Source organism: Gordonibacter sp. Marseille-P4307 (genome assembly GCF_900604965.1).
Taxonomy (GTDB): domain Bacteria; phylum Actinomycetota; class Coriobacteriia; order Coriobacteriales; family Eggerthellaceae; genus Berryella.
Map to the genome: position 1 here is coordinate 722,558 of NZ_UWPD01000001.1, position 25,345 is coordinate 747,902.

A 25,345-nucleotide genomic window follows, 5' to 3' on the forward strand; every position below is an offset into this window, starting at 1 on the left:
GGCTAACGGTCAGATCGTTTCGCGGCTGAAGGAGAGAGGTGCGATGCGCTGTTGCGCTCAAGAAGGCTCGTCGGCCCATATCGCGCTTCGACGTGCCGTTTCCCTTGTCATCGCCTGGGCGCTTGCCTTTTCTTCGATCTCCCTTTCCTTTGCCGAACAAGGCACGCTTTCGCCCGGATCCGGCGAAAGCGGGCAACCGGTTGAGGATCCGGCTCCCAAGGTTGCCAACGTCGTCATAGTTTTGCGCAATACCAATACCGATCTTGGATCCGCGCTCAACCCGAACCATACCGTGAAGGAGATCACCGCTAAGGGCGGAACGCTCGAGCTGGACAGCCTTATGTACTGGACGACGGGCGATGAGTCGCGCAACCACCCTTCGGTCGAGTGGTTTACAAGCGATCCATCCATAGCCACCGTGTACGGGGGCGTGGTGAGCGCCAAGAAGAACGGCACGGTATACGTCTGCGCGCGCGTGAGCGCGAACACCGATGGAGGGCAGCCTATAACGGCATCCGCTCAGATCGAGGTCAAGGGCCAAGACGATGCCCGTTACGTGACCGCGCTGCGCATCATATCCCCCGACGGGCGAGATGTGACGAACGAAAACTACGAGTGGGAAGAATCGTACTCTACAGCAAAAGCGCAGTTCAATGCCGAAATAGATGTATTCGATCCGTCTTCTGGCTCTTCGACCACTTACTCGACCGTCCAGGGTTCTCTCTCATCTCAGGCACCTGACCTGGGAGATCTTTCGTGGTCGCTTACCGACGCGAGCCTTGGGGCAGTTGATCCGACGACAGGTTTGTTCCGTCCGCGATCCTCGACGGTCGTGGGGCTTCAGGTGCTCTCCCTCGCTGGGTTTTCGGGCTCTGTCGTCTCGGCTGTGACTTCGGTGCGCTGCAAAGAGCCGGGGGAGATTCAGCGCAACGGGTTCAATCCCCAGGAAACGTTCACCATCAAGGCGTATTACGAGGAGCATCCCTACGATGTCTACGGAGACGAGGCTCTCGCTGTAGACAAGACCTACTCGCTTGCCGACATGGAGGGGCTGGCCACGATGCGCGCCACCTACACCGCGTTCAACTCGTCTGATTACTACACGATGACGGGTCGGGGCGTCCCCCTTGAAAGCCTGCTTGTGAACGCGGGGATCAAACCGAGCGATATCAAAACGTTCGCATTCGGAACCGGGGATTGGCCGGTGGGAGAGAACCGCCCGGTCACCGCCGATTTCGTTTTGGGAACGCGCTACTACTACCCCAACATCGATCTCGGTTCGGATGTGAGGTTTTCCGGGGCGATCCCCGTCGAGCCGATGATCGCAGTCGAGAGCAACGAGCGCAAAGGCGGCAGCACCGACCCCGATTCCAAGATCGACATCGGAACGCGCTTTCGCCTGCTGTTTGGCTCGACTCCTGCAGGCGGCAGTACGTCTTACCAGATCAAATGGATAAATACGCTGTACGTCGTGTTGAAAGGCGCTCCTCCTTCGGAGCCGGGTAAGGGTCCCGGCATAGGCGGCGGCTCCCAAAACCCTGGCGGCGAAACGTCTGGGTCCGGATCGCCTGACGGACGATCAGGGTCTGACCTCGGTTCGGGTGTGCGGGGTATAGGCGGATCGTCTTCGCTCACCACGGTCGAGTCCGCCGGAGGCGATGAGCTTGCCAAGCAGGCTGCCGAGGGGTCTTTCGATGCGCAAGGGGACGTCGCCGGATCGGCTGCACCGCAAGGTGGGTCCGTCTCCCGCGTCTACCAGGTGAGCCTTGAGGATGCCGACGCTTCAACGGTGAGCGATGTGGTGGCTGCGCATCCCTTGAGGGCCTGGATCGCGCCGTCTGCCTCTTTGTTTCTCGTGATTGGATGCACCCGCATGGGTTGGTGGTATCGGCGTCAAACCCCGCGCTTCCGGGCGCGGGCGGTTTAGTGAGGAGTTGAGGGAGATGAGGGAATCCCGAGGTCGGCATGCGCGTCAGGACGAGCGCGTCCCGAAAAGCTTGCGGAAAGGCAAGCGCGCTGCGGCGACTGTCGCGGCCGCGGTTGCCCTCGCCGTTTGCATCCCGGCAGTGTGGGGATTCGCCGCGAACGTGATCCCTCAGTACGGATGGTACACTTCCGACCCCTCGGCAGACACGTTCGTTATCACGAATGCGGGGGAATGGAAGGCGCTTTCGGCGCTAGTGAACGGTAAGGCCGATACCAATGGAGACGGGCGCCACGATTCTGCGGATGCGCCTGCCCAAACGTTCGAGGGCAAAACGGTGCGCCTCGCCGCCAATCTGAACTTTCTCGGCGCGCCCGTCGAGCCTCTCGGAGGCCGCGATGGTACGCGGTTCGACGGTGCGCTTGACGGCGACGGCCACACCGTGATGGACGCGACTATCGACGCCGGCTCTTCAACCGAGAACATTGGCTTGATCGGCGAAGCGGGCCCCGCTTCTTCGATTGCCAACCTTGCCGTTTCGTCGAGCGTGTCCGTGAAGGTGTCGGTGGGCAAGGACGGCTCCCTCATCCGCAATGTGGGAGCGATCGTCGGCAAGACCGCAGGGTCGGTATCGAAGTGCTCGAGCAGCGCTTCGATCGAAGTCGCAAGCGGCGTCTCTCCTACCGCTCTGATGAAATTCCCTATCATGAACGTGGGCGGTCTCGTCGGCCAGGGGCTGGGCGACGTCGTTTCATGCGTGCATGCCGGTTCGCTTTCGGTGTCCGAAACCGGTTCCCCTTTGGCCGAGCTCGATCAGGCATCCATTGCGCTTAACATCGGCGGTGTGATCGGCAGTGCCGGTGAGGTGGACACTTCGGTGGACAGCGCTGCCGCCTCGATGCACGGAGAGGTGCGCGGCTGTTCCAACGCGGGCTCGATGCGGGTTCATACGCCCAGCCAGAACGGGCTCGATCGGTTCGGTCAGGTAAGTTATGCGCAGTCGTCGAACGTCGGCGGCATTGCCGGGTACAGTCGCGCGAGCATCTATGGTTGCTCCAACGAGGGCGATATCGACGCCGAGCGCGCAGCGGGTGTGGCGGGAATCGTCGGATCCGAGCGCGCGCGCATTACCTCTCTGTCGTTTAACGGCAACTACTCCGAGGTGTCAAGCGACGATGGGAGGCAAGCCGACCCCATCGTCGTGGACGGGTGTTCGAACGCAGGTTCGGTGAAGGGTTTCGCCTTTGCGGCCGGCATCGCCGGACGGGCCGGATCCTACACCGCCATAAACGGCTGCGTGAATCGGGAAGATGCCTGGATCGCGGCGGTTCGCTGGAACAAGCCCTTCCCTGCGGGCATCGTCGGATCATCGAGCGGGAAAGTTACCTACTGCGCGAACGCGGGCAAAGTCGTGTCTGCCCGTATATTCGAATTCGGGGAGAACGGGGCGGCTCCGAAGTATACGACGAGCGGGGGGTACTTTGCTTCGGGAATCGCGGGCAACCTCACGCATTTCATGGACAAGGAGGGCGTTCGCACGTCCCCGCTTCCCGAGATGTACGGCTGCTATAACGTGGGCAGCGTTATGGCTCAGCAGAATATGCGCCAACGTGCGCTTGTGGGGGATAATTCGGGTATCGTCCATGATTGCCTAGCCCTTCAGGGTTGCGTGTCCACGGGAAGACTCGTATACGGCGACGGTCCGGGTGATACCGAGACCTCGGGCGGTACATCGTGGAACTGCCGCTTTGCAACGTCCGACGAGTTGAAGGGCGTCGTCGAGCTGTCCGATTCGCAGGGAGCGAACAGCGTTTCGTGGCTCAACGAGAACATGGACGCGTCTGGCGGGACGACCTTCTGGGTGAAGGCACCCTCCTGGTATCCGGTTCTGAACTCCGCCGTAGACTGGGATCCGCTTGACATCTCGACGGCGACGGCTTCGCTCGAATCGAATGCCAGCTATACGGGCATCGAGTCGGTCCCGCGTGTGAAGGTGGTTTCTGCAAATGGTTCCGTCTTGCGGCAAAACGTCGACTATCTGGTAGTTCCTCAGGATGGGGCCGTCGAGGTATCTGGCGGTTCCGCTCCCTACGAAGCGACGGTTCAGGGTATCGGGAACTACTCCGGCACGCTGGCGAACAAGGTTTCCTACGGTATCGATGCGGGCGATCTTGCCGTTTGCACGGTAACAGTCGATTCCAAGGTGTTCAATGCCGCTTGGCAGAAACCGGCCGATAACGGCGTGCGCGTGCTCAACGCGGCGGGCGGGGTGGTCGACCCGTCCGAGTACACCTTCAGGCTCGATCCCGACGACCAGCATGTCAAGGACGGGCAGGCGCAGCGAGCCGGGAAGTACAAGGTCATCGTCAGCGCCTCTGCCACATCAACCCATTTCGTCGGCACCAATAAAGAGGGGGTCTTCCCCATCAAGGTTGCCCAGATCTCGTGTCCCAAAGATGATAAGGGAGGTAATTTCGCGCGGCCGACCAAGGTTTCGGCGGGCGGTGTCACCTACGATTGGTTCAGTTCCACCCTCAATCCGAATACCGAACCACAAAAGCTCAAAACTTTCGAGTATACGGGGCATCCCATCCTTCCGAAGGTCGAAGGCGTCGTTTTGACGGGTTCCACGGTCGAGGGTTCGGTCGATTTGGTCGAGGGGACCGATTACAGGGTGCTGTACGGTGCTCAGGTAGGCGACGACCCTACGCAGACCAACGCTACGACGAACAGCGGCGTTAAGGGAGGCTCGTCTGTGGGCTACGTCACCGTGCGCTACGTTGCGGGAGGGAATTACGGAAACTACGAGGTTATGCGCTTCCGCGTGGTGGACACGCCTGCGAAAAACGATCTCTCTCAGGCCGATGTTGCGGGCGACGGGGACGTTGTGTTCGAAGAGGGCGTCGATCAGTACCGCCCCATCAGCCTCAGCTTCGCCGGCTCCAAGCTCGAAGAGGGAGCCGACTATTCGATCGAGTACCGCAACAACGACAAGCCCGGCACGGCGTCGTTCACGGTAACCGCGCTTCCCGACAGCGAGTTCACCGGGTCTCTATCCGGGGAGTTCAAAATCCTAGCCGAAGATCCCTACGTTTTGGATTACTCCTTCGACGAGGCGAGCAAGACAGCCTCGGTCACTGGCTTGCGGTACCGGGGCACCAAGGATTCGTTCGATCTGGTTATCCCCGACAAGGTCGAACGAGGGGGCACCGTCTATGCGGTGACGTCTATCGCCGAGGGGGCTTTCGGGTCGTCTAACGTGAACAAAGTTCCCGAAGATGCGGGCAAGATCGCGTCGGTTTCGATTCCGGCATCCGTAGAGTCCGTCGGCGCGTATGCGTTTTGCTCGGCCAACCTTGCCGGCGGGCCGGTATCCGGTCTGTCGAAGGTGACGTTTGCCGAAGGTTCTCGCCTCAAGGTGATCGGGAAGGGGGCGTTCGAGAAAACCTCGATCGAAAACCTTACCATTCCCGCTTCGGTTGCCTCGATCGAGGAAGCGGCGTTTGCGAAGAACGAGAAGCTCTCGTCGGTCACGTTCTTGTCGGTCGACCCGGTCGCGCCGACGTTTTCAACCAAGGCCTTTGCGGGTACGACCGGGGTTAAAGCCCGGGTGAGCGTCAAGGCGACAGGGCTCATCAGAGCTCTCGAGCCGCTGGTTGCGAATCAATCGTGGAAGATCGACGTAATCGATGGCCCCCAGGACCAGGGCTGGAAGCGCTTGGCGGGAGCTACCGCGCTCGACACGATGAACGAGATCGCGACCGAGGCGTTCGATTCGGCCGATACCGTGATTATTGCACGGGCAGATGGGTTTCATGATGCGCTGTCCGCAAGTGCGCTTGCGGGTGTCTTCAAGGCCCCCATCCTCATGACCGATACCTATGATCTATCAGAGCAGACTGCGTCCGTCATCAGGCGGTTGCGTCCGAATCGTGCCATCATCTGCGGTGGTGAGGCGGCTGTTTCCGATCGGGTGGGGTCTCGGATCACGGCACTGGGGGTCGATCGCGTCGATCGCGTGGCTGGATCTGACGCCGTCGAGACCGCCAATGCCATTTCGCGCGAAGTTCGTGCGAGCGCCCAGGGAGCGTCTTCGTCTCGCACGTTCGTGGTCGCCACGAGCAGCGGCTTTCACGATGCTCTATCCTCGGCTCCCTATGCCTATGCCACGGGTTCGCCTATTTTTCTAGCGAACCCGTGGAACGGGGCTCTCGATGACACGACGCTGGCGGCAATCAAGGAGGGCGGGTTCACGCGCGCGGTGATCGCGGGCGGTACCGCCGCTGTTGATGGGCGGGTCGAGGACCAGATCAGGGTCCTGGGCATTTCCGACGTCGTGCGAAAAGCCGGGCCGTCGGCTTACGAGACCTCGGTCGAGCTTGCTGCCTGGGCCTGCTCCGAGGGCCTGTCGGCCAACAGGATGGGCGTCGCTACGGCCAAGGGATACTACGACGCGCTAACCGGGGCCGCTTTATGCGGAAAGTTCGGATCCGTTCTGATCCTGGCCGACGAGGGGTATGATTCCTATGCCATCGAGCGCTTCGTCGCCTTGCACAGCGCTGAAATATCGCGCGGATACATCTTTGGCGGTACGGCCGCCGTTGCTTCGTCGGTTCAGTCCGATCTTGAGGCGGCGACGAGCTGACACTCAGCTGTTTTTCCTGCGATGTGCAGGTTATGCAGATAATGGAAGCTTTACGGAAGGAGAAGGAATGTACAAGAAGGCAACATCGTTGCGCGGCCGCATAGCAGGTGCGGTCTGTGCGCTGGCGATGGGTGCGTGCGTTTGGGGCGTTGCGTCGCCTGCGCAGGCATACGCAGATGACGAGGTGTTCTCTGACACCTGGGAGCGCCTTGCGGGTCCCATCGCGTTGGATACGATGAAAGAGATCGCCAACGAGGGATGGAGCGAGGGTTCGGAGTACGCCGTGGTCGCTACGGCCGACGGGTACTGGGATGCGCTTTCTGCGAGTGCTGTGGCGGGGCTTCACAACGCTCCGATCCTCATGACCTCGACCAAGTCTCTGTCCGATCAGACGAAGGCGGCGCTTGCCGATCTCAAGGTCAAGAAGGTTATCCTGTGCGGCGGCGAGGCGGCTGTCTCCGATGACGTGAAAAAGCAGATCGAGGCGATGAACATCTCGGTCGAACGCGTGTCGGGAGCCGATGCGATCGAAACTTCCGTCAAGTTGGCGGACAAGCTGGGAGACGAGCACGGCGAGACCTGTCTGATAGCTACGAACGCCACGTTCCAGGATGCGCTGGCATGCGCTCCGTGCGCCTACACGCACACGGGTGCGGTGTATCTGGCAGACGGTTCGACTTTGAAGCTCACCGACCAGGCGCTTGAGTCTATCAAGGCAGCGGGTTACAAAAAGGCGGTCATCGCAGGCGGCACCGCAGCTTTGTCCGATGAGGTGGAAAAGCAGCTCAAGGGCATCGGCGTCACTCCGGTGCGCAAAGGCGGGGCGACGTGCTACGAGACCGCGACCGAGCTTGCTTTGGGCTTCGAGCTTGAGTACGACATGGGTCTTTCGAATATGGGGGTTGCCACCGGCCAGGGTTTCCATGACGCTCTTGCCGGTGCGGCCCTGTGCGGCAAGAAGGGCTCCGTGCTTGTTCTGGCTGACGAGCGCAACTCCGAGGCGGCTTTGAAGTACCTGGGTAAGGACGCTCAGTCCGTCGTCATTCACGGGTACATCTTCGGCGGCGAGGCTGCTGTTGAGAAAGAAGTCAAGGACGAGATCAATAAAAAGGCTCCGTTCTTCAAGGTGTACCGCACCACCCGCGCCGGCGAGTTCACTTCTGCCCTTTTGAACAAGGCTGATTTCATGGGGCTCAAGTCGGACAGCACGGCTCCCCAGTCCGGTATGTATTACAAGAACGGCGGTTGGAACGTGACGACGGCAGCGACCTATGTCACGCTGGACGATCTGTTCAAGGCGGCCGGCGAGGCCTTCGCCACTGCGTGGAAACCCGGTGCCACACTTGTCTATGAAGGAAAGGGAAGTACCCGCACTCAGAGACACACGTTCGAGGAGGTGACGGGTGGTAAGTTCTTCCCTAAAACCGTGAAGGGCGAAGGTGTCGTTGATGGCGCGGTCGGCGTGGTTCCGTGTCTTTCGCTGACGTTTGCCAAGGGAGCGGTTGCCGAGGGTTCGACTGCGGGAGACGCCCAGGCGGCCAACGTGGCCAAGGCGAACGACAAGGCAAGCCCCACGATCCTGTTCGGCATTTCCGATCAGGAGGCGACGTCTAACGATGCTGCAGGCATGAAATACTGGAACAACGTGCGTGAGCTGACCATCGAGGTAGCGTAACGAGCGCATGAGGTCAAAGGCCCGCGCCGTTTTTCGGCGCGGGCCCGCTTGAGACAAAGCTCGCGAGTGCCGTCTTTACAAGACGCCGCTCGCGAACCTTGTCGAGGGAACGGATGTGAGAGGGGAGCTATGAGCCTGATTGAGCGACGTTTCGTCGGAGGGGCGCCGTCCGTTTTCGGCGCGCAGATGACCCGACGCGGCTTCATTCGGGTTGCCGGGGCGGCAACGCTGGCGGGAGCAGCGGCTCTGACGACGACGGGTTGTCGATCGAAGGAGGGCGATGCGTTTTTCCGCGGCGAGCGCGAGATCGTGGACGACGCGGGCAGGAAAGTGGTCATCCCCGTTCCCGACAAGCTCCAGCGGATCTATTACACGAGTGCTTTGGCTCAGGTGTGGGTGTTCACGCTCGACCCCTCGAAGCAGGGCGGTGTGAGCTTCCGCTTCACACCCGAGGAACTGCGCTACCTTCCCGAAGGAACCGATAAGCTTATGTACATGGGATCGCTTTCGGGCGGCGGCGAGCTTGATCGTGAGCAGCTTCTCGCCCAGGATATCCAGCTGATCTTCTCCATAAGCGGCATCGCTCTTACGGCTTCCGACATATCCACCGCCAACGATCTCCAGAAATCGACCGGCATCCCCGTGGTGTGCGTGGACGGGTCGTTCGAAAACGTTGCGAACGCATACCGCTTCGTCGGGGATATCATGGGGGCGGGCGATCGCGCCGAGGAGATTGCAAGCTATCTCGAAGGAATCTACAAAGATGTGACCGGTGCGCTATCGGGCGTGCGCGACGAAGACCGGGTGAGTCTGTACTACGCAGAAGGCCCGTTCGGCCTGGCCACCGAACCCGATGTATCGCAGCATGCCCTCACGTTCGAGGTCGCGAGGGCGCGCAACGTAGCGGCGGTCGAGGCGGTTTCCGGTATCGGCATGTCGTCGGTCTCGCTCGAGTCGGTGATCGCGTGGGATCCCGAAGTGATCGTGGCTTGGGATGACGTGATCAGGGGTGGAGCCGATGAGATCATCCGCACCGATCCCGCCTGGGCTACCATCCGAGCCGTCCGCGAAGGGCGCGTGTACACGATGCCCAATGCGCCCTTCGCGTGGTGCGACCGCCCTCCTGGGGTCAACCGCTTTTTGGGAATACAGTGGGTGGCGAACATGCTGTACCCCGATCTGTACCCGGTCGACATGCTCGAAGAGACCAAGGAGTTCTACCGCAGGCTCTACTGGGTCGATATTGGCGATGACGATGCCCGCGCCCTCCTGGGAAACAGCTATCCTCCGTACCGAAAGGCGTAACCACCGATGAACTCCCTGTACGATTCAACCTACCTTCCCGACATCCTGCACGATATCGCGCAGGGCCTTTTGCTCCCGACTATGATCATCATCGTCGTGCTTCTCGCGACGACCCTGATCGTTTTAGGCGAACTGGTTGTCGAGACGCTTTCCGAGCGTCGGCACTACCGTCGCAACATGCCTCTGATCGTGAACGAGATCAACAATGCGCCTTTCGACAGGGTCGATTCGGTGGTGGAGGGAAGCGGCCTTTTGATCAAGCAGAAGGCGGCCTTGCTCACGATCTCTCGCAACATGGGCCTTCCCGAGGATGCGCTGTTTTCCTTAGCTCAGACCCAGGTGAATAAAGTCGATCATTTCTACAAGCGGCGCATTGCCGTAAGCGACGTGATTTCCAAGATCGGTCCCATGCTGGGTCTGATGGGAACGCTTATCCCCCTCGGTCCGGGCATCGTGTCCCTGAAAGACGGAAACACCGCCCTTCTGGCCCAGTCCCTCAACATCGCTTTCGATGCGACGGTATGCGGTCTGGTCTGTGCGGTGGCTTCCCTGATCGTATCTAAGATCCGTGCGGGATGGTACGCCGACTACGTCGAGTCGGTCGAATCGATTGCCACGTGCATTCTGGAGAAAGCGTCCCAAGCGCGCGCGGAAGGAGAGGTTTTACCCTCGAACTACACCGGCGATGCCGAGAAGGAGCTGCAACGCGCCGCCGGCTCTCGGGACATTCGGGCTTCCGAGCCGGATCTTGTCGATACGCCCCGGTCTTCGAAGGATTCAGAGGAGGTTTCATATGGCGCGTAGTTTTCGCACAAGCGGGTTTCGTCGCTCGTTTGCGATGGACGAGGATGTGAACCCTTCGGCCTATATCGTCAACCTTGCCGACTGCATGCTCGTTTTGGCCTGCGGTTTCCTTGTCGCTTTGGTAGCGCGCTTCAATCTCGATGTAAGCGCTCCCGAAAAAATCGATACTTCGGAGATGACCGAGGTAGCTCCGGAGACGATCGAAGAGGAGATCGTGTCGGGAGATGGATCGTACTACATAGATGCAGGGCGCGTGTACCAGGATCCCGAGACGGGCAACTTGTATCTGGTCCAGTCCGACTCGCAGACCGGATCGACGGGCGGGACAAGCGGCTCGAGATCGTCGGCCAATGCAGCCGATTCATCTTCGCGCTCTTCGTCTTCGGCGATCGATGCCCGTGCGAATGGGGCTGATTGATGGGTTTTCGCAATCGTGCCACCCGCATCGAGGCGGCGTTTCCTGCAGGTCTTCCATCCGATGAAGAACAGGGGCCGTCCGAGGTTTCGGTTCGAGAAGCGTTCTGTTCTCGCGTTTCGTTAACGGCGCGGATCGCCATACCCGTTGCAGTGGTCGTGGCTTTCTTCCTGTCGTTTATGATCGGGAAGTTCCCGTTGACTCCGGTGGAGGTGGTGCAGGGTGTCATCAACAACCTCCAGGGAAACGTCGAGGACCTCGAGGCGGTGAAGGTCGATAACGTCTTGTTCTCGATCCGTTTCCCGCGCATCCTCGTAGTCATGCTTGTCGGGGCTGCTTTGGCGGTGGCGGGTGCGAGCTATCAGGGGATGTTTCGCAATCCGCTCACGTCGCCCGATCTTTTGGGGGCCTCGGCAGGCGCGTCGTTCGGAGCTTGTCTCGCGCTCCTGTTCAACCTATCGGGCGAGTACGTGCAGCTGTTCGCGTTTTTCGGTGGGATGGTGGCGGTCGGGCTGGCGGTAACGTTCAACCGCGCGGTCGATTACGATCCGACCCTCAGTTTGGTTCTTGCGGGCATCTTGGTGTCCACCCTTTTTCAGGCGGGTACGTCGCTTGTGAAGTTCATGGCCGATGCCAACGATAAGCTTCCCACCATCACCTTTTGGCTTATGGGATCGTTCGCCCAGATCAATAGCGGCGATCTTATTGCTTGCCTCGCACCGATGGCGCTTGGTTTCGCGATTCTGCTGACCCAGGCATGGAAGCTCAATGTGCTGTCGTTTGGCGAAGAGGAGGCTCGCTCCATGGGGGTGAACACGCGACGTACGCGTCTTCTGGTCATCTTCGCCGCGACGCTCGTTACGAGCACGGCCGTTTCGGTGGCGGGTATCATCGGGTGGATCGGACTTGTCATACCCCATTTGGCGCGCGCTCTCGTGGGTCCGAACTACAAGATCCTCCTTCCTGTATCGATGGTCGTGGGGGCGACGTACCTGCTGTTGGTCGACGACATCGCGCGCATGCTTGCGACGGTGGAGATCCCCATCGGGATCCTCACGGCGATTCTGGGTGTTCCCTTCTTCGTTCTTATATTCAAGAACAGCATGGGCGGATGGAGGTAGCATGGCGGCTTTGGTCGAAGTGCGCGATCTGCGCTGCGGGTACGGCAGGGGAGTCAGGCGCGTGGAGGTGGTTCATGGCGTGTCGTTCGATCTGGATCCGGGTGAGTTCGCGTGCATCATCGGAGCAAACGGATGCGGAAAGACCACCACGCTTAAAACCATGATGGGGCTTCAGGACAAGCTGGGGGGAGATGTGCTCGTGGCGGGAGAGGACGTGTTCTCGCTTTCCGACCGCCAGCGTGCGCAGAGGTTCGCCTACATACCTCAGGCCCATACGCCCCCGTTTCCCTTCTCGGTGTCGGATGTGGTGATGATGGGGCGCACCCCCCATCTAAACCGTTTGGCCCGACCGGCCGATCGGGATCGAGAGGCAAGCGCGCGCGCCCTCGAGGTGCTGGGGATCGAGAACCTGGCTTCGCGCATATACACGCAGCTTTCGGGAGGGCAGCGCCAGATGGTGCTCATAGCTCGCGCCCTGGCCCAGGAAGCCGAGGTTTTGGTTATGGACGAACCCACCGCATCGTTGGACTTCGGCAATCAGCAGCTCGTGCTTTCCTGCATGCGCATGCTTTCGGATATGGGCAAGGCGGTTGTCATGGTCACCCATGATCCCGACCATGCCCTGTATTGCGCCGACCGAGTGATGGTTATGGAAGAGGGTCGCTGCATCCGCACGGGGACGGCGCAGGAGTGCATCACGACCGATATGCTCGCACGGATATACCGCACCGACGCCCGCGTCATCGATATCGAAGTGGAGCCGGGCCGCATCGAGCGCGCCTGCATCCCCGTTCTTCCGCGTTGACGGGTTTGGTTTTTGTATCATTCTAACAGTTAAGGAGACGGGTGCTTTCTAGCACGCTCCTTCGATGATGCCTTCCGCTAGCTGCCATGATGGTTCCAGCCAACGAAGAACGCGCCGATGCGGGTCCCTTCGGCTTAGAAGTTATCGTAGACGAACTGCACCGGGGCATTGAGGCCCGAGAACACCAGCAGCCACACGATGAGAAGAGTCCCGGCTGCGACGAACGCCCCGGCACCCAGCGCTACGACGAGGGGATGGGTGTTCGCAAACCCCTCAACGATCTGACGGACTCGCGCAATGGGGTGGGTGGGTTTTCTAATCATCTCCGTTGATCGCTTTCAGATCGGCTTCGGAAAGCCCCTCGGCTTCTCCGAAGGAACCGCCGCCGAGGAACGCATCGTCGCGGTCGTTGATGAAGCTGTAGATGGCCTTCTCGATGCGAACCCATCCCACCCAGCCCGGATGGGTCATGTCGCACAGGAAGTACTTCTCGTATTCGCAGCTCGAGAAGTCGGCATAGGGGTATCCGGCTTCGTTGCAGATGGCGCGGACGCGCGCGTAGTAGCCTTGGCGCTCTTCTGTCGTCACGTTTTGTCGGTCGTACCACGAGCCATGCACGGGAAGCATCACGACGAGCGGCTCCCATCCGCATTCTCTGCATACCCGCATGAAGGAGCGCAGATCCTCGTACTCGCGATCGGCTTGGCTGAATGTTTCGTCCTTCTCGCTGTTCAAAGGTGCTTTCTGGGTGAAATAGCTGTTGTAGACGCCGTACTCGTTGTTAGTGCATTTCGCTTTTCCGGCAGTGCGGCCCTGTTCCATCAGTGCGTTCCAATCGGGCTCGACCGGGGTCGTGGACTCCCGACGTTCGGCCGTCTTGTAGGGCGCATCGGCGTTCAGCCATCTGATCTGCCTGCGCGCATTCAGCTCGTTGCCGAAGGTGAAGATCCGGTCATTCAGCTCGTCGATGAACGTGTCTTTGTTCGCCGCTGCGAGCGAGGTTTTGTCGATGCCCAGTTCCCCCAGCCTTTTGCGCACGTAGGCCTTCGTTTCCTCCGAGATGTTGGGGTTGTCGCAGAATTGGCGGTACAGCTCGTAGGAGAAGATGCGCTTGAAGGCCCACTGGGCCCCGTTGCCCTTGAAGAACCACTGGGGCGACAGGATCAGCGTGATCTTCTTCTTCGGCGTGGTTCCGTCGTAGGCTCCCGCAGCGATCGCCTGCCACAGGCTCTGGTCGAAGGCGGTTCCCACAAACGTCATGTCAACGCCAGTGTTGTGTTCGCCGAACACGGCGGCCGGTACGGTGGGTACGAGGCTTTTCGGCGTGGAGAACTCCGACGATCCGAAGGCAAGATAGGAGTTCGGCGACATGTTCTGCGTGACGAAGGACGGGTAGCGAGACCGGATATCCGAATAGAGGTAATCGTACAGCTTCCGATCGTCGGCCTTTCCCAGACCGGGCAGGATTGCGCACAGCCCCCCGACCGCCAGCGCGGCGGCAAGCAATCCGCCCAGCACCGCGCGTAGGAGCCTCGTTCCGCTTTTTGCCTTCTTTTTGTCGCAAGCGGCTTCGTTGGTGGGATCGATGTGCGCTCGCATTGCTACAACCGCGCTTCTACCTGGGAGATGATCAGATTGACCGTGTTCATTTCCGTGCGCGCCACCTCGGTGGGGGCGATGGATACGCCGAAATCGTCCTCGATGCGCACCAAAAGCTCTACCGCGGCCATCGAGTCCAGCAGTCCGAGTGCGAACAGGTCCTCGTCGCGATGGGAAAGCACCGCATCGCTCTCGCATACCTCCTCAAGCAAATCGAGCATGCGGGATTCGAGTTTTTCACGAGAGATGTCGGCCATGGTTACCGTCCTTTCAAAAGTACTGATATCTGTCCGGAGAACAGGGCGAACCCGAGCATCACCAACTGGATGGTGACGATCCACGAGAGGACCTTGTACCAGGTTCTGTCCTTGTTCTTCTTGTAAAACGACGATTTCTTCTGGTAGAGCTCGCACAGCGCCAGAAGCGCGCCATGATACGCCCCGTACGCGAGGTAGTTCGGCGTCAGCCCGTGCCAAGCGCCCATCAGCGTCATGTTCACCAGGTAGCCGCACAGCGACGTATGCAGCCTCTTCTTGAACAGCTTGCGCTTCATGGATGCGCGGGCGAACCGCATGAACACGAAGTCGCGCAACCAGAAGGAAAGCGTCATGTGCCAGCGGTTCCAGAAGTCCTTGATGTCAACGGCGATGAAGGGCGCGCGGAAGTTGCGGGGGGTTTTGATGCCGAAGCACCAGCTGGCTCCGATGGCCATAAGGCTGTATCCGGCGAAGTCGAAGAACAGGTAGAACCCGTATACGTAAGCCGTTTTCACCTGCAAGAACAGCTCCCAGAAAAAATCTGCGGTTCCCCAGGGGGCAAGCGAGTAGCTCTTGTACATCAATCCTGCGATGAACAGCTTGTACACCAGACCGGCGACGATAAGCAAGATGCCGCGGGCAAGCATGCCGGCGTATTCGTCTTTCGGGCGCACCGCGTGGGCGTCTTCGAGGAATCGGCGGCTGCGGTCGATGGGACCCGAGGTGAACGTGGGGAAGAACACGAGGAAGGCGAATGTGTCGAGCGGGGCCATCCGATCGATGATGCCGTCGTGTATCTCAAGCACCATCTGGACGGATTTGAACGTCAGGTACGAGATGCCCAGAAAGCCCAGAAGGCTTTGGTCGAAGACGGCGCTTACCTTGTATACGATCAGCGGAGCCAATGCAAGGGAAAGCGAAACCCAGAAACGCTTCTTCGATGCGGGGCTGCGCAGGAGCCACTGGATGCTTGCGCACGACAGGGTCAGATAGCAGGCAGCGTAGAACCCTTCGAGCGGGGTCTTGCAGAACAGGCAGGCTATCAGAATCACCGACGCGACAGCGCCGTAGCGTCCGAGCGGCTTTTCGGCCAAGCCCAAGACGGCGGCTGGGATCACGGCTGCAATCAGCAGGATGAAGAAACTGGGATCCGCGTAAAACGACATGCGCCGGTCCTATCGTCCCATCGAGGCCAGTGCACGGCGATCGATCTTGGCGTTGGGGGTGAGGGGCATGGCTTCCAAGCGGGAGAACGCGCGGGGTATCATGTAGGCGGGGATGCGCTCGGTCAACCGGGCTTTGAGGTTTTGCGCGAGCTCGAGTCCGTCGAGTTCGCAGGCATCATCCATGACAACGAATGCTTTCAAGGTTCTGATCTGGCTGTTTCTGACGACGGGAATAACCGCGGCCTGTTTGACGCCTTCGAGGGACATCAGGTTGCATTCGATATCGCCCAGCTCGATGCGAAATCCGTTCATCTTGACCAGGTGATCGAGACGGCCCTCGAAGCGCAGGTTTCCCCGTTGGTCGAGGGATCCCTGATCGCCGGTACGGTATCCGCGTGCGGGGGTTCCGTCGGCGAGAGACGCGAAGAAGAAAGAGGCCTGGGTTTTCTCGGGATTGCGGTAGTAGCCCTTGGCCACCGTATCGCCCACGATAACGATCTCGCCCGATTCGCCGACGGCCTTCTGTCTGCCCGTTTCGGGATCGATGATGCGCAGCTCGGTTCCGGGGCGCGGCGAACCCACCGTGAGCGGATCGGGGCTTTCCAGGTCGGCCGCTTTTATTTCGGCGTAGGTTACCGCCACGGTCGATTCGGTGGGGCCGTAGGTGTTCACGACCAGCGCGCCTTCGAAGCGCTGTCTTAGAGCGCGTGCCGTTCGGCTATGGAGGGTTTCCCCGCAGAACAGGAACAGGCTCGCCTTCGGGAGAACGTCGCGGGAAAACGAGGGGTCGACCAGACAGAGATCGGCGAACGATGGGGTGGAGATCCATACGTCGATCTGCGATTCTCGCAGGTCGGAGAAGAGCAACCCGTAATCGTGGGTGGTTTCGGCCGATACGGCATGCAGGCACCCGCCGGTAACCAGCGCTCCCACCACCTGGTATTCGGAGAGGTCGAACGAATAGGGGGCCTGGTCGAGAAAGACCGCCCTCCCGTCGCGCACGACCGGGAAGGTTTTCATCCAGGCGGCGAATCGATCGATGTTGTTCGCGGTGATCTCGATTCCCTTGGGCATGCCGGTGGAGCCCGAGGTGAAGATGATGTAGTGGGTTTCCTCTCCGGAGACCCAAAGGCTTTCGGGCTCGTCCTCGAAGGGGCCGGATTCGGCGACGATGCGCTGGGCGTCGAGGATCTGATCGGCGCAAACGGATTCCAGCAGATCGTACGGTGCCTGCTCGGCGCAGATGATCGGAGGGAGATCCAGCTGTCGGGCTATATCGATCACGCGCGATACGGGAAGCTCGGAATCGATGGGGACGAACGCGTGTCCCGAGCGGAGGCAGGCGAGAAAGGATGCGATCATGAGCGACGATTTATGGCCGTAGACCATGACGGGTTCGCGCCCGCCGGTTTCCTCGCGCAGTTTCGCCGCAAGACGGCCGGCCATGTTCCAAGCCTGTTCATACGTGACCTCCTGCGCGCCCGCCATGCGATGGATCGGAGCGTCGGGGTGTTCGAGCGCCGTTTTTCGTACGCTGCTGAGAATCACGTTGGTCATCGGTTCGTCCTGCGTCTCGTGCCGTTTTGCCGGCGTTGCCTACGGGATAATATCGGCATTCTAGAATCGTAACCTTAAGCGGACTTTAAGGCAGGCGCTCTTCAAGGATTCTTGACATATTTGGGCTGTTAGAATGCGCGCAGCAGGGGCGGGTTGTCCTGCGCTGCTAGAATGGGCAAAGGCGCGATCGGAAACCGTGTGAGCGCTTTGCGAAAGGAGGGCTTCCCCGTGAGGCTTCTGGTTGCCGATGACGAGAGAGATCTGGCGCTTTCTTTGCGCGTCATCTTGACCCATGCGGGTTACGAGGTTGATGTGGCGCACGATGGAGCCCAGGCGCTGGCTCGTCTTGCGCAGGGCCGCTACGATGCGGTTGTTCTGGACGTGATGATGCCCGAGGTTTCGGGTCTGGACGTGGTGTCTAAGATGCGCGGCGCGGGCGATGGCACTCCTGTCATCTTGCTTACGGCCCGCTCGACGGTGGACGATCGGGTGGAGGGGCTTGACAGGGGCGCCAACGACTATCTGGTTAAGCCCTTTGCGGCGAAGGAATTGCTTGCGCGTATTCGTGCGGTGACACGCGATCGGGCGAAGGTGACGTCTTCGACGATATACTGCGGCGACTTCGTTATCGACCGCGAGGCGTTCTGTTTGAGATGCGGTGATCGCTCGATCGACCTTACGGCTCTCGAATGCAAGCTGCTGACGTTTCTTGTCGAAAACTCCCATCGGAAGGTTTCGGGCGAAGAGCTGAAGCTGAAGGTGTGGGGTGTCGATTGCGGCTCCGACATGGGAAGCGTGTGGGTCAACATGTCGAATCTGCGCAGGAAGCTGCGCGATGCGGGGTCTTGCATGGTGGTCTGCACGGTGCGCGGAGTTGGTTACCGTTTGGAGTCGTCGCATGAGCATTCTGGTGAATAAAAAGCCGGGCAGCGGGGCCAAGTCCGCCGCGTCGCCCGAGATCTGCCGACTGCGCGGTCAGTACATCGCGGTGGCCTTTGCCTCATCGGCGCTGGTTCTTACCATGGTTTTGGTTTTCACCAACGTGATGAACTGGCAGAGCATGTGCGTGGGCCTTGACGGATTGGTGGACTATATCGTCTTGGAGATCGAGGATCTCGAAGATCCGATGCAGATCGAGGGGATTTCCCGGGCGGTCGAAGAAGACGGGGATCCGGTAGCAGACCTTCTGCTCCTCGAGACGTCCGAGTTGCCATACGAAACGTGGTACTTCGCGGTGACGCTGGACGAATCGGGCGACGCCGTTGCAGCGAACACCGCACATGTCGTGACGATCGACGAGGCGACGGCTCTCGCCATGGGGGAGGAAGCGGGTCGCAGCAGGGCACGGCGGGGCTTTGCGGGAGACTTCCGCTATGCGGTTACGCGCATGAACGGCGAGCGCACGGTGGTGTTCCTCAACGTTCGTGCCGAACTGATGTCGTTTTGGTCGTTCGTCTCGGCCAGCATCACGGCGGGCGTTGCGGGCGTACTGATGGTGCTTCTCGTATCCATTCCGCTTTCAGCTCGCGCGGTAAGGCCCGTAGTCGAGAGCCAGGCGGCGCAAAAAAAGTTCGTGACCGATGCAAGTCACGAGATCAAGACGCCGCTTGCGGTCATTCTCTCGTCGGCCGACGTTCTTGAGATCGAGCACGGGCAAAGCGAGTGGATCGACGCGATCAGGAAGCAGGTCGATCGGCTTGACGGCCTTGCGGGCAAGCTGGTTCTCCTGTCTTTGGTCGACGAGGGGCGCGGTGGGCTGAGAAAGGCTCCGTTCGACTTTGCCGATCTGGTACGCGACAAAGCCGACGAGTTCAAGGCGATCGCCCTTACCCAGGGTCGCCGCATCGCTTTGAGCGTCCCGCCGTCGCTTCCGTATACGGGTGACCGCAATCGCATCGATCAGATGATCGGCATTTTGCTGGACAATGCGCTTAAGTACTCCGTTCCCGGATCCGATGTGCGCGTCTCGCTGTTCGAGTCCGAAGACGGATCGGTTTCTCTGCGCGTATCCAACCAGGTTGAGGGTATCGAGCCGGGCACTCACGACGAGTTTTTCCGCCGATTCTACCGTGCGGACGGAGCGCGCAGTTCGACGGGTGGCCATGGCATTGGTTTGGCGGTCGCGCGCGCCATCGTCGAGTCTCACGGAGGGTACGTGTCTGCGAACAGCCCCGATGGCGAATCGTTCGAGATCGAAGCGGTTCTGTAGGCATAGCAGCTGCTCAGCGCTGTTCTTATGATGTGATGGACGAAGGGGCCCCAGGTTCGGGCAAAGCTCTATAATGGACGCATTTGTTGCATGACGAGAGACGGGTGCCGATGCGCCCCGATCGAGTGAGGAAAGACAGACCATGAAGCCTTACAACCCGCATGAACTCGAACCGCGCTGGCAGAAGACCTGGGAGGAAACCGGTCTTGACTCGGTGGGCGAACGCACCGACAAGCCCAAGAAGTACGTTCTCGAGATGTTCCCGTATCCTTCGGGCGACATCCACATGGGTCATGTGCGCAACTACACCATCGGGGACGTGGCCGCTCGCTATGCCCGCATGCGCGGGTTCGACGTGCTGCACCCGATGGGCTGGGACGCGTTCGGCCTTCCTGCGGAAAACGCGGCCATCAAGCGAAACAGCCATCCCGCGACATGGACGTATGCGAACATCGAAACGCAGAGGGCCAGCTTCAAGCGTATGGGTTTCTCGTACGATTGGAATCGTTCGGTTGTGGCGTGCGATCCCGAATACTATCGCTGGGGTCAGTGGATCTTCCAGAAGTTCTGGGAGCGCGGACTTGTCGAACGTCGCGCCTCTCCGGTGAACTGGTGTCCCAGCTGCGAGACGGTGCTTGCAAACGAGCAGGTCATCGATGGGAAATGCTGGCGCTGCAGCAGCGAGGTCGAAAAACGCAACCTCACCCAGTGGTATTTCAAGATCACCGACTACGCCCAGCAGCTTCTCGACGATCTTGACAAGCTTCCCGGCTGGCCCGAGCGCGTCAAGCAACAGCAAGCCAACTGGATCGGGCGCTCCGAGGGCGCCGAGGTCGATTTCATCCTGTGCGACCGCGAGGGCAACGTTCCCGACCAGCCTGTCGAAGACGATATCGTGACGGTGTTCACCACGCGCGCCGACACGCTGTTCGGCTGCAGCTTCTTCGTCCTCGCGCCCGAGTACGCCGGTTTGAAGGACCTTGTGGCCGGCATGGAGCAGGAGCGCGCGGTCCTCGATCTGGTGGAGGCGGCCAAGAAGGTGTCCGCCGTCGAGCGCGCCCAGGGCAACCACGAGAAACACGGCGCTTTCACCGGCCGCTACGTGGTGAATCCCGTCAACGGAGAGAAGGTTCCGGTGTGGGTGGCCGACTATGTGGTGGCCGACTACGGAACCGGTGCGGTCATGGCCGTTCCCTGCGGCGATCGCCGCGACTTCGAGTTCGCGCGCAAGTACGATCTTCCCATCATCCCCATCATCCTCGATCGGGACGACCCTCTGTATCCACAGCTGAAGGATCAGCCGCGTCGTGTTGTCACGCAGGTTGATTGGGACGAGGCGTATGCCGCCGAGGGCATGCTGGTCCAATCGGGCGAATTTACCGGCATGGTGGGCGGCAAGCATTCAGAAGGCGAACAGGCCGTGGTGGCGCGGCTGGAAGAGCTGGGGCGCGGTCGCCGCAAGGTCGAGTTCCGCCTGCGTGACTGGCTGATCAGCCGTCAGCGCTACTGGGGAAACCCCATCCCCGCCATACACTGTCCCGACTGCGGCGTTGTTGCCGTGCCCGAAGAGGACCTGCCGGTTCGCCTTCCCGAGGACATCGACCTGGCTGCAGGCGAGACGCTGGCGCAGCATGAGGGGTTCGTGAACTGCGTCTGCCCGAAATGCGGCAAGCCTGCGCGTCGCGAGACGGACACGATGGACACGTTCACGTGCTCCAGCTGGTACTACCTGCGCTACGCCGATCCGCATAATCAGGAGCTTCCGTTCGATGCGGATATAGCGAACAGCTGGCTTCCGGTCGATCAGTACATCGGCGGCATCGAGCACGCGATCCTGCATCTGCTGTACAGCCGCTTCTTCACGAAGGTGCTGCGCGATATGGGCATGCTCGATTTCGACGAGCCGTTCACCAATCTGCTGACGCAGGGGATGGTGCTCGATGGAAACGGCGAGGTCATGTCCAAGTCGAAGGGCAACGTGATCGCTCCCGAGGATATGATCGCATCGTACGGCGCGGATGCGGTGCGCGCCTACATCCTGTTCATGGCGCCTCCTGACAAAGAGCTGCTGTGGAACGAAGACGGGCTTGCCGGCCTGTTCAAGTTTTTGAACCGCGCATGGCGCCAGGTGTTCGATCTGGTTGGCGAGGCTGGCGAGGATACGCTGTTTGCAGGGGGGGACTTCGATGTCGATCGGGTTTCCAGGCTGCGTGCGAAGCTGAATCGCGAGCGTCATCGCGTGGTCGGTAAGGTGGTTGACGACTTCGATCGCAACAACTTCAACACGGCCATCGCCGCCATCATGGAATTGGTGAATGCGACGGGCGATTACCTGCGCGCCGCTTCGTCGGAAGTGCGCGCTTCAAGCGACGAGACTCGTGCGTTCGACCGCGATATCGCCGAAACCATCACGAAGATCCTCGCTCCCATCGCGCCGCATTTGTGCGAAGAGCTGTGGGCTTCGGCTCTGTCCGGAACCGGATCCATCCACCAGCAGCCATGGCCTGCCTTCGATGCGACTCAGGCTGCGCACGACGAGGTCGAACTCGCCGTGCAGGTGAACGGAAAGGTTAAGGCGAAGGTTACCGTCGCAGCCGATGCGGCCGAAGACGACGTGAAGGCCCTCGCCCTCGAGGCCGCATCTGCCGCCGTCTTCGGCAAGGACGTGAAGAAGGTCATCGTGGTCAAGGGCCGTCTCGTCAGCATCGTGGCAAGCTAGAGCGCGCATCGTTCTTTGCGCTGTTCTTTCGGGGCTTTTTCAGCGATGCTCTTCATAACCGCATATCAGATGCGGTACTTAGTTTGCATGACAAGGGGATTTCTTCGGAGATCCCCTGTTTCATCATTTTGCACGATAGGAAAACGAGCCGTTTGCATCCATAGTTTCACGGCAGCGCATCGCCCGCATCGAATCGCCGCTGTGGTATTGGATCCCTCGGCTTTTCCGGGCGACGCCGAAGGCGGGCCGTCGTCCGCATCAACCATTGAGCCATGAAGGAGTCCTGCATGAAGTTTCTCGGCCTCGGTGTTCCCGAACTCGTTATCATCCTCGTCGTCATCCTGCTGATCTTCGGCCCCAAGAACCTTCCAAAGCTTGGAAGCGCCGTGGGTAAGACCGTGAAGAACCTGCGTTCGGGAATGAAGGAGGCCGATGCGGCCGACGAGGCTATCGAAGGCGAAGTTGAGGGGACCGTCGAGGAAGTTGTCGAGGAGAAGCCCCGCAAGGTCGTGAAGAGGGTCGAAGCCGCGCAAGGCGATGAGTAGAAACGCGGTTGGCGCGTGCATATGGTGAGTGCGGGTGCGGGATCGGAAGGTCCCGCACCCTTTTTGCTACTATGAGGGACGAGGTTTCCCGTTATCGTCCCCAAGAGGAGTTCGTTGAATGGCACAGCAGCCGGGTTTGTTCGAAGCGCTGTCCCCGCGCCGCACGGTGGGATTCGCTTGCAACCAGGCTTTCATGTTCTACGTTCTGTACATGGGCTTCAACCGTTCGTTTGAGATCGGGGGCCTGTCGTTCGAGAGAGCCGAGCTTTTCTTCATGCTCGCCTTTCTCGTTGTCGGCTTCTTTTCGTTTCGCCGTCTGGGGGCCGGTTTCCATCGGGTCGTTCTAGCGAAACCCGCTTTGTATGTTTGCGCGATCGTCGCCTCGGCAACATCGCTTGCCTCGGCTCTGTTTCCCGAATACTCGGTCGCCTGGGTGGTTCCCGAAGGTTTGCTTATCGGGGCTCCCGCTTCGTTTCTCCTATTAGCTTGGGGTTTGACGTTCGGTCGGGAGCGCACGTCTGTCACGGTGTCCGAGGTTTTCCTGGCTTCCCTTATCGGAGCGGCCGTGTGCCTTCTGTTCTCGGTGGCCGGATCCTCCTCGGTGTTTTCAGCCGCATTCGCCCTGCTTCCCCTCGCGAGCGTGTTCAATATCGATGTCCCTGCCTGGAAAGGGCGTGCGTCCGGACCCTTATCCGATCTGGCGGGAGGAGCCGGCGAGAAAGGGAAGCTGTCTGCCAAGATCATGGCTGGAACGTCTCTGTTCGGCTGTGCGGCGGGTTTGATGGAGACGTATGGAACCGATCCCGGATCGGCGACGATGCCGTTTCATACGGCGTCGTTCGTGGTGTTCTGCGCGTTTCTCATAGGAAGCCTCTCGTTGCTGCTGTCGCATGGGTTCGGTCGAGGAGCGGCTCTGAACAAGTCGTATCGCCTGTCGATCCTGGTGGTCATGATGGGTATCCTGATAGTTGGATGGCCTGCGGCCGATCTGTCTCCCACGCCTGGGAAGGCATACGTCTTGGCGGGGTACCTGGGTCTCGAGGCTGTGCTTATCTCGCTGTTTCTCGTGCTTGCCGAAATTCTGGAGGTCGATTCCAGTTTGGCGTTCTCCCAGGGGTTCGGCGCTCTGTTTGCCGGAGAGCTGATCGGCTTGCTGCTGGGGAACCTGAATGACCTGGTGTCGGCATCTCTGATGCACGGCGTGCCGATGATTGCGACGACGCTTGATTCCGCTTCGCATTTCGCGGTGGTCCTTTCGGGCGCCTTGGTGCTGATTGCGTATGTATTCCTGTTCACCGAGCGTGATTTCGACAACTTGTCTGAAATCGTGACGAAAGAAGATGCGTTCGAGCGGACCTGTCAGATCATGGCCGCTCGTTTCGAGCTGTCTCGCCGCGAATCAGAAATTCTTGCATTCGCGCTGCGTGGGCGCACCAGCGAACGCATTGCCCAGGAGCTGACGGTCAGCAAATCGACGGTGGATACGCATCTGCGCCGCATATACGCGAAGATGGAGATTCACAGCCGCCAGGAACTGCTCGATGTGGCTGAATCGATCGAGGAAGGCCTCTGAGATTCCGTCGGTTCGATCGGCGTCGTCGGCTGCTATGCGCGGCTTGGATCCATGCGCAGCGCGGCCTGAACGAGGTCTTTGGTGCGTGCGGGAATCTCGCGCGCTTCGTAGCTCAACTGATCTTCGTAGGCACCTCTATCGGCCGGAACGCCTACCGCGTTGCATCCGAGCAGCCTTGCGGATGCGATTGCGCGCGGAAGGTGGTAGTTCTGGGTGACGATAACGACGGATTGGACGTCGTATGAGTAACGGGTTCGGTACATGCTTTCGTAGGTGGAGAACCCGGCGTTGTCGCATATGATGGCCGACTCGGGAATACCTAGATTTACCAGGTAGTTTTTCATGGTGTCGGGTTCGTTGTTGTAGACGGTGCTGCCGTCTCCGGACACGATGATCGTCGGCGCGACGCCCGAAGCGTAGAGCTGGGCCCCTGTTTCCAGGCGATCGCGCAGGATGTCGGAGGGGGTTCCGTCGGTGAATACGGATGCGCCCAGAACCACGATCGCATCGTATGCTGCTTCCGATCGAATCTGCTGAATCGATGATATAGATGGGGTGGCCGAGGTAACCACGTAGGCGTTGGTCCCGCCGATGACGATGGCGGCACCCAGCAGGAATGCGCATGCGGCCTTTGCGCAGAAAGCGAAGAAGCCGCCGGTATTCGATCGTGCCATATGCGCTATCACCTGGTTTTCCGCTGCGTTTCAACTGAAAAGAGAAAGGCCATCGGTGATGGATGGCCTTGTCGTTTGTGGTGGTCGATGCAGGATTTGAACCTGCGACCTTGTGCTTGTAAGGCACCTGCGCTCCCGCTGCGCCAATCGACCGAATCGCCTTTCGGCGGAGGTTGATTCTCTCACACAAAGTCCTTCGGTGCAACGACAGTTGACGTTTCCTTTGCGTTTATCGCCATTCCAAAGCGGTTATGACGGGTTTTTATCGGGTGGTTCGCCATTCGATGGATTGTCGTTGGGTTTTCGAGCTGCTTCGATTGAAATGCGGTTGACTCCGACGGATTCGACGGGG

General features: G+C 60.0%; 19 protein-coding genes and 1 tRNA gene. 13 read left to right on the plus strand and 7 right to left on the minus strand.

Annotation, left to right across the window (positions count from 1 at the left end; genetic code table 11):
- Positions 1-43: 43 nt before the first annotated feature.
- The 8 genes from EIH26_RS03215 (at position 44) to EIH26_RS03250 (ending at position 12,694) form a co-directional block, all read left to right on the plus strand.
- Positions 44-1,927, plus strand: coding sequence for a hypothetical protein (locus EIH26_RS03215; RefSeq protein ID WP_124060768.1), 1,884 nt, complete (start codon positions 44-46; stop codon positions 1,925-1,927).
- Between the two features lie 16 nt (positions 1,928-1,943).
- Positions 1,944-6,569: a cell wall-binding repeat-containing protein gene (locus EIH26_RS03220; RefSeq protein ID WP_124060770.1), complete on the plus strand. Its 4,626-nt coding sequence runs from the start codon at positions 1,944-1,946 to the stop codon at positions 6,567-6,569.
- Between the two features lie 67 nt (positions 6,570-6,636).
- Positions 6,637-8,244 (plus strand): cell wall-binding repeat-containing protein, encoded by a 1,608-nt coding sequence (locus EIH26_RS03225; protein ID WP_164470963.1) that lies wholly within the window; start codon positions 6,637-6,639, stop codon positions 8,242-8,244.
- A gap of 129 nt (positions 8,245-8,373) precedes the next feature.
- The gene (locus EIH26_RS03230; protein WP_124060773.1) at positions 8,374-9,549 is read left to right on the plus strand and encodes an ABC transporter substrate-binding protein; all 1,176 of its coding nucleotides are present in this window, start codon (positions 8,374-8,376) and stop codon (positions 9,547-9,549) included.
- A gap of 6 nt (positions 9,550-9,555) precedes the next feature.
- Positions 9,556-10,353, plus strand: coding sequence for a MotA/TolQ/ExbB proton channel family protein (locus EIH26_RS03235; RefSeq protein ID WP_124060775.1), 798 nt, complete (start codon positions 9,556-9,558; stop codon positions 10,351-10,353).
- Positions 10,343-10,771 (plus strand): DUF2149 domain-containing protein, encoded by a 429-nt coding sequence (locus EIH26_RS03240; RefSeq protein WP_164470964.1) that lies wholly within the window; start codon positions 10,343-10,345, stop codon positions 10,769-10,771. Before EIH26_RS03235 ends, EIH26_RS03240 begins: the two co-directional genes overlap by 11 nt.
- On the plus strand, positions 10,771-11,889 hold the full coding sequence (locus EIH26_RS03245; RefSeq protein WP_124060779.1) for an iron ABC transporter permease: 1,119 nt from the start codon (positions 10,771-10,773) through the stop codon (positions 11,887-11,889). The genes EIH26_RS03240 and EIH26_RS03245 overlap by 1 nt, the downstream gene beginning before the upstream one ends.
- A gap of 1 nt (position 11,890) precedes the next feature.
- Positions 11,891-12,694: an ABC transporter ATP-binding protein gene (locus EIH26_RS03250; RefSeq protein ID WP_124060781.1), complete on the plus strand. Its 804-nt coding sequence runs from the start codon at positions 11,891-11,893 to the stop codon at positions 12,692-12,694.
- 134 nt (positions 12,695-12,828) lie between these two features.
- Here the strand turns inward: EIH26_RS03250 and EIH26_RS03255 are convergent, their stop codons facing one another.
- From EIH26_RS03255 to dltA, 5 genes are read right to left on the minus strand one after another with little or no spacing between them, the layout of a single operon-like run.
- Positions 12,829-13,017: a hypothetical protein gene (locus EIH26_RS03255; RefSeq protein WP_124060783.1), complete on the minus strand. Its 189-nt coding sequence runs from the start codon at positions 13,015-13,017 to the stop codon at positions 12,829-12,831.
- Positions 13,010-14,293, minus strand: coding sequence for a D-alanyl-lipoteichoic acid biosynthesis protein DltD (gene dltD, locus EIH26_RS03260; RefSeq protein WP_124060785.1), 1,284 nt, complete (start codon positions 14,291-14,293; stop codon positions 13,010-13,012). The genes EIH26_RS03255 and dltD overlap by 8 nt, the downstream gene beginning before the upstream one ends.
- A gap of 2 nt (positions 14,294-14,295) precedes the next feature.
- Positions 14,296-14,550 (minus strand): D-alanine--poly(phosphoribitol) ligase subunit DltC, encoded by a 255-nt coding sequence (gene dltC, locus EIH26_RS03265; RefSeq protein ID WP_124060787.1) that lies wholly within the window; start codon positions 14,548-14,550, stop codon positions 14,296-14,298.
- A gap of 2 nt (positions 14,551-14,552) precedes the next feature.
- On the minus strand, positions 14,553-15,716 hold the full coding sequence (gene dltB / locus EIH26_RS03270) for a D-alanyl-lipoteichoic acid biosynthesis protein DltB (RefSeq protein WP_124060789.1): 1,164 nt from the start codon (positions 15,714-15,716) through the stop codon (positions 14,553-14,555).
- 9 nt (positions 15,717-15,725) lie between these two features.
- The gene (dltA, locus tag EIH26_RS03275; RefSeq protein WP_124060790.1) at positions 15,726-17,273 is read right to left on the minus strand and encodes a D-alanine--poly(phosphoribitol) ligase subunit DltA; all 1,548 of its coding nucleotides are present in this window, start codon (positions 17,271-17,273) and stop codon (positions 15,726-15,728) included.
- A gap of 228 nt (positions 17,274-17,501) precedes the next feature.
- Between dltA and EIH26_RS03280 the strand changes: the two genes are divergently transcribed.
- The 5 genes from EIH26_RS03280 to EIH26_RS03300 all read left to right on the plus strand — a co-directional run bounded on the left by EIH26_RS03280 (position 17,502) and on the right by EIH26_RS03300 (position 24,319).
- Positions 17,502-18,191, plus strand: coding sequence for a response regulator transcription factor (locus tag EIH26_RS03280; RefSeq protein ID WP_164470965.1), 690 nt, complete (start codon positions 17,502-17,504; stop codon positions 18,189-18,191).
- Positions 18,172-19,482 carry a sensor histidine kinase KdpD gene (locus tag EIH26_RS03285; protein ID WP_164470966.1) on the plus strand — a complete coding sequence of 437 codons (1,311 nt, stop codon included), beginning with the start codon at positions 18,172-18,174 and terminating at the stop codon, positions 19,480-19,482. Before EIH26_RS03280 ends, EIH26_RS03285 begins: the two co-directional genes overlap by 20 nt.
- Before the next feature lie 142 nt (positions 19,483-19,624).
- Positions 19,625-22,201 (plus strand): leucine--tRNA ligase, encoded by a 2,577-nt coding sequence (gene leuS, locus EIH26_RS03290; protein ID WP_124060796.1) that lies wholly within the window; start codon positions 19,625-19,627, stop codon positions 22,199-22,201.
- Between the two features lie 287 nt (positions 22,202-22,488).
- Positions 22,489-22,746 carry a twin-arginine translocase TatA/TatE family subunit gene (gene tatA, locus EIH26_RS03295; RefSeq protein WP_124060798.1) on the plus strand — a complete coding sequence of 86 codons (258 nt, stop codon included), beginning with the start codon at positions 22,489-22,491 and terminating at the stop codon, positions 22,744-22,746.
- A 118-nt stretch (positions 22,747-22,864) separates the two neighbouring features.
- Complete coding sequence (locus tag EIH26_RS03300; protein ID WP_124060800.1) at positions 22,865-24,319, plus strand: helix-turn-helix transcriptional regulator; 1,455 nt, start codon at positions 22,865-22,867, stop codon at positions 24,317-24,319.
- Between the two features lie 32 nt (positions 24,320-24,351).
- Here the strand turns inward: EIH26_RS03300 and EIH26_RS03305 are convergent, their stop codons facing one another.
- Together EIH26_RS03305 and EIH26_RS03310 are read right to left on the minus strand one after the other, a co-directional pair.
- Positions 24,352-24,993: a vancomycin high temperature exclusion protein gene (locus tag EIH26_RS03305; protein ID WP_124060801.1), complete on the minus strand. Its 642-nt coding sequence runs from the start codon at positions 24,991-24,993 to the stop codon at positions 24,352-24,354.
- A 78-nt stretch (positions 24,994-25,071) separates the two neighbouring features.
- Positions 25,072-25,146 (minus strand) — tRNA-Val (locus tag EIH26_RS03310).
- Positions 25,147-25,345 lie beyond the last annotated feature (199 nt).